Below are 8,129 nucleotides of genomic sequence, written 5' to 3'. Positions count from 1 at the left end.
CCCCCCAGACAGGCCGAAACCACCCTCCCCGAGCACCGTGTTCAATCCGTTGGGACTGTCCGAGATCCGGCTGGCGACAGCGGCTTGTGCAAGCGCAATCCATAGGTCCGTGTCAGATGCACCCGGATTTGCAATCCGGAGATTCGCCCCAACCGTGTCATTGAAAAGATGTGGCCGCTGGCCAAGAACTGTAATTTTCCGGCGCAGATCTACTTCCGGCAACGCTCTGATCGCCGCCCCATTCAGCTTTATCTCGCCCCGTTCCGGATCAATCAGACGGGCTGCGAGAGCAGCCAATGTGCTCTTGCCACACCCGCTTCGGCCGGCAACTGCGAGCACCTCCCCCCGTCCGATCTGAAAGGTCAGATTGTCGACGATCAGGCGCTCGGCGCGCGGATACCGGAAACAAACCGACTGAAAAGACAGAACAGCATTTTCATGTTGCTGAGGTCTGTCAGCTGCCCCGGTCTGCCTTTGAGGTGTTGCGACGGGAGCTTCTATATCGCCGGGGCGCATGACCGACATAGTTCGGTCTGCCGCCAGTTTCGATCTTGGAAGCCCAACAAGTCCGGGAATGACCATCGAAAGCAGCTCAGGCAAGGCCATCGAGACAAGGACCAAGGCGACAGCAACCGGCAAGCCAAGCTGTCCGGATGAGACGCCCATCACCGCAAGAACAACCGTTGCTGCCAACAGCAACTGGCCGAGAAACTGACTGGCCCCGGCGATCCGGATGGCGCGTTTTTCATCGCCTTCCTCGGCCATGGCGTAACGATCATCTGCTGTGAGAACGTGATTAGCGGCCTGATCAAGCCCCCCGTATATCGCTAGGTCCTTTCTGCCGGCCGCAAGATCTGCCGCTCGCAGGCGAAGCGCGTTGGCGGCGGCATCTGCAAGGCGGGGGGCGCGATTATCCGCGGTTTTGACAATTGTGAGGATTCCAGCCGCCACAATCGCAAAGAAGCCCGCCCCCAACATCATCATGGCGGCCGACACCTGTGCCCAGCTGCAAAGCAGCACGGTTCCGATAACCAGCAACAGAAAGAACGGCACAACCAGGCGCAGGTACACCGTGTCGAGTGCCGAAATATCCTTGGTCAGTTGATTAAGCAGGAGGCCCGATCGCTTGCCGCCGGTACGTGCGTCCGAAATCCCCGCAAAAATCCTGTTTCTGAGATCGGCGAGGAACAGGAAGGTCGCGTTATGGGTCAGCAGCCGCTCGCCATAGCGTCCTCCCGTGCGCAGGATGGCCAGGGCGCGGATCATCGCGCTGGGGACAAAGATATTCAGGAACACGCCCGTCAGACCCGCGAAAGCGGCGGCCGTAATGAACCAGCCGGCAACACCCAAAAGAAGGAAGCCCGCCATCACAGGGATGAGAGCGACCACAAGGCCGAGGGCGAATGCCTGTCTGTTATAGCGGTACTGGAGCTTGATCAGATCCCACACGGCCATCATTGGGCGGCCTCCGAGCATCCGGCAACGGCAGACAGATCGACCAGCGACTTGCGGCCAAAGGACAATTCAAACAAGGGATCATGCGTTGCAATCAGTGCGGTCCTACCCTTTGCAAGAACGTTCAAGCCTGCCCGCACATCAGCCGCGGTTTCCGCATCGAGACCTGCGGTGGGCTCATCCGCCAGCAGCATCACAGCATCGCGGCGGATTGCGGCACGGGCAAGCGCTATCCGCCGGATTTCGCCGACCGAAAAACCGAACCCATCTTCGCCCAACTGGGTGGCAAGCCCGTCCGGAAGCTGACGGACAAGTGTGTCCACACCGGCCAGTTCCAGCGCGGTCCACAGGTCTTCTTCTGCAACTTCGGCACGCGGCGCGGCGCCGCGAAGCAAGTTTGCACGGACCGAACCATGAAACAGTTTTGGCGACTGACCAAGCCACATTACACGCTGGCGCAATCCAGCTGCCAGACCGGCAGACAATTCATGTCCCCCGATGCGGACGTGACCTGCCTGCAAGGACTGAAACCCCAGAACACAATCCAAAAGGGTTGTTTTTCCAGCACCGCTTGCACCGTTCACGACAAGTGTTCCACCGCCTGGCACGGTAAGGGAAAAGTCCTCGAAAACATGCGTTCCATCAAAAGCCAAAGTCACGTTTTCAAATTCAATTTCCGGGGCGGTTTGCAACCCTTGTGAAGACACAGATACAGGCATGGCCGTTGGCTGTTCGGTGTCATTATGGCCGATCTCTTCGGCGAACAGATCGGTAAGCTTTTCCTGTGCGGCCAGCCCCGCGGCACGGTCGTGATAGGCCGCAGCAAAGGCACGCAGCGGCGCAAAAAACTCCGGGGCCAGCAAGAGGATGAACAATCCGGTCGTGTAGCTGAGCGGACTGCCCCATGTCCCAACCGCAATGTCACCAAGAAGCGTAAAGCCCACATAGACAGCGCAAAAAGCAATACCAAGGGCAGAAAACAGCTCCAGCACGGTTGAAGACAGAAAGGCAATCTTGAGCACCTTCATCGTGCCAATCCGAAAGTCCTCCCCGGCAGCCCGGATATCGTCCTTGGTGCGGCCGACGGCGCCGAAGAGCTTTAACGTTTCCAGCCCCTTGACCCTGTCCAGCAACAGCCCGCCAAGGCGCGTCAGTTCTTCCTGCTGCCCCTGACTGGCCGCCTGGGCGCGCATGCCGATCAGAGCCATGAAGAGCGGAATGACCGGTCCGCAGACCAGCAAGATCAGAGCTGCGATCCAGCTGACCGGCAAAGTCACCAGAAGGATTGCAACTGGGACGATTTTCAGCCGCATGATCTGCGGCACATAATTTCGGTAGTAGGGACCGAGAAGGTCGACCTGGTCGCCAACATGAGCCGCGAATGCACCGGAGGCAGGAAACTCTTCGGACGGAGACCGGCGGGCGGCGGCTCTCATTAAATCGGACCTGACGCAGCGCTTGATATCGCGGGCGGCAATCCGGGCAGTGTCGAGCGCATGATTTTGAAGGAACATCCGCGCGCCGGCCAATGCGACCAGGCCCACAAAGCTCCATGCGGCGAGTGGATAGAGATCAGGGCCAGGGGTTGTCGCATTCGCCACTTCTGCCTCAAGAACTCGGCCAAGCACAAATGCAATCACTCCGGCCTGACCGATCCAAAGAAGGTCGGCGCAGGCAAGCAGGATCCCAGCCCGGCGCAGTCGCGCAGCTTGCTCTCCGGTGGGCTCCCCCATTGGCTGCCGGGATGTTTCTTTTCCCGGAATAGCCTTTGTTTTCGTCTTTCTCGTCATTTAGCAGTCTGTTGCCGCGTCCACGTCACGCAATCAAGAGGCAGATTGCCACGGGGTCAATCCCGTATTCCGGTTTAGTCTTGCAAACATGGCCGTTTTCCCCGACGGAACGCGGCCCAAGCCCTCCGGACATTCACAAATTTCCGCAGGTGGAAACCGTCCTGACAGGATGCTGGCAGGAGTGGTGTGCCAAGACGCGGTCGGGAACTATCCCCTTAACCGATCACGGAGACTGCTATGAGCACACCTTGCCTCGAACTCGTTATTTACAAGATCAAAGATGCCGAAAAAGCGCGGGCGGCCCGCCGGGCCGCGCAGGAACTTGTCAAAACCTATGACGGATTTCTATCCTGGACAGCCTACGATGCCTGCGAGGAAGCGGGCCTCGTCGCCGATGCGGTCCTGTGGCGCGATATCGACTGCGCCAAACGGGCTGGTGACAGGGTCATGAAGCACCCTGTCTTTGCGGGCCTCATGGCCGAGGTCGATGGAATGGTGTCCATGGCCCAGTATCAGGCGGACCGCACGGTGACCTCGGACGCGGTCGCGGCATGAAAAAAGGCGGGCCGAACAGCCCGCCTAAATTCACCTTACCGGCTTGAGCCGATCATTTCATGGTCGGGATCGAGAACTCTGCCCCGTCCTTCAGGCCGGAGGGCCAGCGGGAGGTGACGGTTTTTGTACGGGTGTAGAACTTGAACCCGTCCGGGCCGTGCTGGTTCAGATCGCCGAAGCCGGACTTCTTCCAGCCGCCGAACGTGTGGTAGGCAAGCGGCACCGGGATCGGCACGTTGATGCCGACCATGCCGATGTTGATGCGCGAGGCAAAGTCACGAGCCGTATCACCATCACGGGTAAAGATCGCCGTGCCGTTTCCATATTCGTGGCTGAGCGGCAACTCGAGCGCTTCCTCGTAGGTCTCCGCGCGGACAACGGACAGGACCGGGCCGAAGATCTCGGTCTTGTAGATCTCCATGTCCTTGGTGACATTGTCGAACAGGCAGCCCCCCATGAAGAACCCGTCTTCATAGCCCTGCATAGAAAACCCACGGCCGTCGACCACCAGATTGGCGCCTTCCTTGACGCCCTGATCCACCAGCCCCTTGACACGGGTCAGCGCTTCCTTGGTCACAAGAGGACCAAAGTCCACGTCATTTCCGGCGGTATATGGCCCAATCTTCAGCGCTTCGACCTTAGGCGCCAGCTTTTCAATGAGCGCGTCGGCTGTGCTCTTGCCGACCGGAACGGCAACGGAGACCGCCATGCAGCGCTCACCGGCCGCGCCATAACCGGCGCCGACCAATGCATCAGCCGCCTGATCCATGTCGGCATCCGGCATGATGATCATGTGGTTTTTCGCTCCGCCAAAACACTGCGCGCGCTTACCCGACGCGGTCGCGCGGGAATACACATATTGCGCAATCGGCGTGGACCCGACGAAACCGACCGCCTGGATGGTCTCATCGTCGAGGATCGCGTCCACAGCGCTCTTGTCGCCATTGACGACCTGCAGCAGGCCTGCGGGCAAACCGGCCTCGATCATCAATTCGGCCAGCATGATCGGCACGGACGGGTCGCGCTCGGACGGCTTCAGGATGAAGGCATTGCCGCAGGCAAGCGCCGGGCAGAATTTCCACATCGGGATCATGGCCGGGAAGTTGAACGGCGTGATACCGGCAACAACACCCAGCGGCTGGCGCATGGAGTACATGTCGATACCCGGACCGGCACCTTCGGTAAACTCGCCTTTGAGCAGATGTGGTGCGCCGATGCAGAACTCGGCCACTTCCAGACCGCGGATGACATCGCCCTTGGCGTCCGGAAGGGTCTTGCCGTGTTCACGCGACAGCGCTTCGGCCAGTTTGTCCATGTCGCGGTTCAGAAGATCCACGAATTTCATCATCACACGGGCGCGGCGTTGCGGGTTGGTTGCGGCCCAGGCCGGCTGCGCGGCAGCGGCACTTGCAATGGCCTTGTCCATTTCCTCCTGGCTCGCCAGCGCTACCTGCGCCTGCACTTCGCCGGTGGCCGGATTAAAAACATCCGCCGTCCGGCCGGATGTGCCCGCGACCCGCTTTCCGTCGATGAAATGACCAATTTGTTCCATGCTGCTTCTCCCGAATGACCGCTGCCTATCGCCCCGGCAGGGCGATCTCTTCCGGCAGTTTGATTTCGCCCTGACATTGGCTTTTATTTTTTCATCAAACAACAACCAGTTTTACGGATTTGTTGTGCGTTTTTTATAGTTATTGCCGTATCATCGGCACTATAACGTATTTCAGGTCTGCCACTTAACAGGGTCAGCCAAGTGTAGCCTCAGCGGACAGACGGCGCCTACCCATAGGCGCGCTTGCCGCAGAACTACGGTTTTCGGCACAGACATTTCTGAAAACGATTGGGACCCGGCTCAAGGCCGTGATGATGGACTTGGAAGAGGAGCTGCCCAGATGGACCTTTTGAGCAGGGCGCGTAAACCCGGCGACACCTTGCAGCGCGCTTTTCTTGCTCACAATGCATTTGTGGACCAAGCGGCAAAAGAGCTGAAAACAAATGAACTGGGATGATATCCGGATCTTTCTGGCCATTGCGCGGACAGGCCAAATCCTGGCAGCGGGCAAGCGGCTCGGACTGAACCACGCGACGGTCGCCCGACGGCTGACAGCCCTGGAGACCAGTCTCGGCTGCCGCTTGTTTGACCGGTCCACATCCGGCTGCGTTCTGACTGAAGAGGGCAGCCGTTTTTTTGAGCGCGCGGAACGGATTGAAGCGGAAATGGTTGCCGCCGAGGCCGATCTTGGCGGACATACACCCGGCATCGGCGGAACCGTGCGCATCGGCGCCCCCGATGGCTTCGGCGTCGCCTATCTTGTCCCGCGGCTGACCGCCCTCACCCAGCAACACCCCGGCCTGACCGTACAACTCGTTCCCGTGCCGCGCTCTTTTTCACTGTCGCGCCGGGAAGCCGACATTGCCGTGACCATAGACCGGCCGGATACCGGCCGCCTGGTTGCCAGCAAGCTGGTCGACTATGCGCTCGGCCTTTATGCCTCGAAGGCTTATCTTGCCAAGCGCGGCACGCCCCGCACGTCAAGCGATTTAGCCGCGCACGATCTTATCGGCTATGTGGAGGACCTTCTCTATTCGCCGTCCTTGAACTACGGAACCGACTTCAACAAAGATTGGCAGGCCCGCATCGAGATCGCGTCAGCCCTCGGCCAGACCGAAGCGGTGCGCGGCGGCGCTGGTATCGGCATCTTGCACGACTTCATCGCGCGCGCAGACATGGATCTTGTGCCTTTGCTGCCGGAGATGAAATTGAGGCGGGCTTATTGGATGGTGACACATGAGAGCTCCCGTCCCTTGCGCCATATTGCAGCCGTGCAAGCCTTCCTGCGCGATCAGGTCGCGAAAGACAAAGCGATGTTTGGCTGAGCTCAAGGGCCCGTAGTTATCTAGCGGCGGTCCACGCAGTGCCACGCGTAGATGCTGTCTAAATCCAAATCTGGAAAGAAATACGCATCGCCTTTCTGACTGCGGGCATCGCTTTCTGCAAAGTACTCGATTGCCAGTTCGCCGGGCATGTTGAAGAACTGATCTAAATCCTCGGCGATTGAGAATTCCCAGTTCTCTTTTATCGGGCCAGGAAACTCCGCAAACGTCGCAACGCGGTAGCGAAGATCGGCAAGGCACACATCGACGACCTTGTTGTCCATGTTCGGAGATCTTGAGATCATCGAAGTTATCAGGATGCTTTGATTGGCCAGCTTGCGGTGAATTAACGGATCCGTTTCAGCATCCTTGTTGCCTGCATATTCGAGATAGCTATCAAAAAAGCGCCTGGTTTCGTTGTTGAGTTCGGTCAAGAAACTGAATCTGGCCGCCGGTGCCCTTTCCTGACGATCAAGAACCACGAACCCCGTATTCAGTGCGGACAGCGCAAGAGCGCAAAAGCTCATTGCCAAAGCGGCTTTTTCTGACGTTTTCAATGCAGCCCCCTTCTCCTACAACCGGAGATAACTACACTTGATCCGGCCCGGCAAGCCAAAGTCTGCTCGAGCCCGTTCCTATCGCCGCCCCGCAGTTCCATCGATCCAGGCGGTCGCGCGGCGTTCCGGATCGGTATGGCCTGTGACGTCGCTCAAGACGGCAATACTGTCGGCGCCATGCAGGAACACTCCTTCCGCGCGCTCCAAAGTAATGCCGCCGATGGCAACAAGCGGCAGATCACCAATCGCCTTTTTCCAGCCGCTGACCTTGTCCAGTCCTTGCGGGGCGAATTTCACTTCCTTGGATTGCGTTGGGTAGACAGGGCCAATCGCGATATAATCGGGCGACACAGAGAGCGCCCGGTCCAGCTCGTCGCCGTCATGGGTCGAAACCCCAAGCCGGAGACCTGCCTTGCGGATATCGTCCAGATCCGCCTCGTCCAGATCTTCCTGGCCCAGATGCAGGAACCCGCATTTTTCCTCGATCGCGATCTCCCAATGATCATTGATCACGAGCGTGCAGCCGTGGGTGTCACAAATGGCCTTTGCGACAGCAATCTCCTGCCGCAGCTTGTCCCCGCCAAGGTCCTTGATTCGGAGCTGCACAAGCTTGACTCCAAGCGGCACAATCCGCGCAATCCAGCCGGAAGAACTGACAATCGGGTAGAATGGATCGAGTTTCATGGGCTCCAAAACCGGTCAATCAATGGGTTCAGGACTGTTTGCCCGTTGGAGGCTGTCCGTCAACAGGTTAGGCAACGCGCATCACGCCTTGAAGCACGACCCATGGCGCCGGAAAAGCGGACTTCGCTAAGCGTGCAATTTGGAAGCCCTTTTTCCAACACAGTAAAAACAACAATGCAATCCCTATATATACTCAATAATTTCCTATAATATT

At 58.6% G+C, this 8,129-nt stretch carries 7 protein-coding genes; 2 read left to right on the top strand and 5 right to left on the bottom strand.

What is annotated here, in order from left to right:
• Together E1180_RS00420 and cydD are read right to left on the bottom strand one after the other, a co-directional pair.
• Window positions 1-1,458: amino acid ABC transporter ATP-binding/permease protein (locus E1180_RS00420; RefSeq protein ID WP_196220483.1), on the bottom strand; the 1,458-nt coding region annotated here is incomplete at its 3' end.
• Window positions 1,455-3,245 carry a thiol reductant ABC exporter subunit CydD gene (cydD, locus tag E1180_RS00415; protein ID WP_155189113.1) on the bottom strand — a complete coding sequence of 597 codons (1,791 nt, stop codon included), beginning with the start codon at window positions 3,243-3,245 and terminating at the stop codon, window positions 1,455-1,457. The genes E1180_RS00420 and cydD, both read right to left, overlap by 4 nt.
• Before the next feature lie 237 nt (window positions 3,246-3,482).
• Between cydD and E1180_RS00410 the strand changes: the two genes are divergently transcribed.
• Complete coding sequence (locus E1180_RS00410; RefSeq protein ID WP_155189112.1) at window positions 3,483-3,800, top strand: hypothetical protein; 318 nt, start codon at window positions 3,483-3,485, stop codon at window positions 3,798-3,800.
• 52 nt (window positions 3,801-3,852) lie between these two features.
• Here E1180_RS00410 and E1180_RS00405 read toward each other — a convergent pair whose 3' ends face one another.
• Entirely contained in the window at window positions 3,853-5,352 is a 1,500-nt protein-coding gene (locus E1180_RS00405) for a CoA-acylating methylmalonate-semialdehyde dehydrogenase (RefSeq protein WP_155189111.1), read from the bottom strand.
• Window positions 5,353-5,795: 443 nt separating this feature from the next.
• Here E1180_RS00405 and E1180_RS00400 point away from each other — a divergent pair, with 443 nt between their 5' ends.
• Entirely contained in the window at window positions 5,796-6,677 is an 882-nt protein-coding gene (locus E1180_RS00400; RefSeq protein WP_155189110.1) for a LysR family transcriptional regulator, read from the top strand.
• A gap of 20 nt (window positions 6,678-6,697) precedes the next feature.
• On the opposite strand, the gene E1180_RS00395 is transcribed toward E1180_RS00400, so the two are convergent.
• Entirely contained in the window at window positions 6,698-7,231 is a 534-nt protein-coding gene (locus E1180_RS00395; RefSeq protein WP_155189109.1) for a hypothetical protein, read from the bottom strand.
• A 78-nt stretch (window positions 7,232-7,309) separates the two neighbouring features.
• Window positions 7,310-7,915: a thiamine phosphate synthase gene (locus E1180_RS00390; protein WP_155189108.1), complete on the bottom strand. Its 606-nt coding sequence runs from the start codon at window positions 7,913-7,915 to the stop codon at window positions 7,310-7,312.
• Window positions 7,916-8,129: the final 214 nt, after the last annotated feature.

Source organism: Roseibium denhamense (assembly GCF_009711415.1).
GTDB lineage: Bacteria > Pseudomonadota > Alphaproteobacteria > Rhizobiales > Stappiaceae > Roseibium > Roseibium denhamense.
This window is presented reverse-complemented; position numbering and strand designations above follow the sequence as displayed.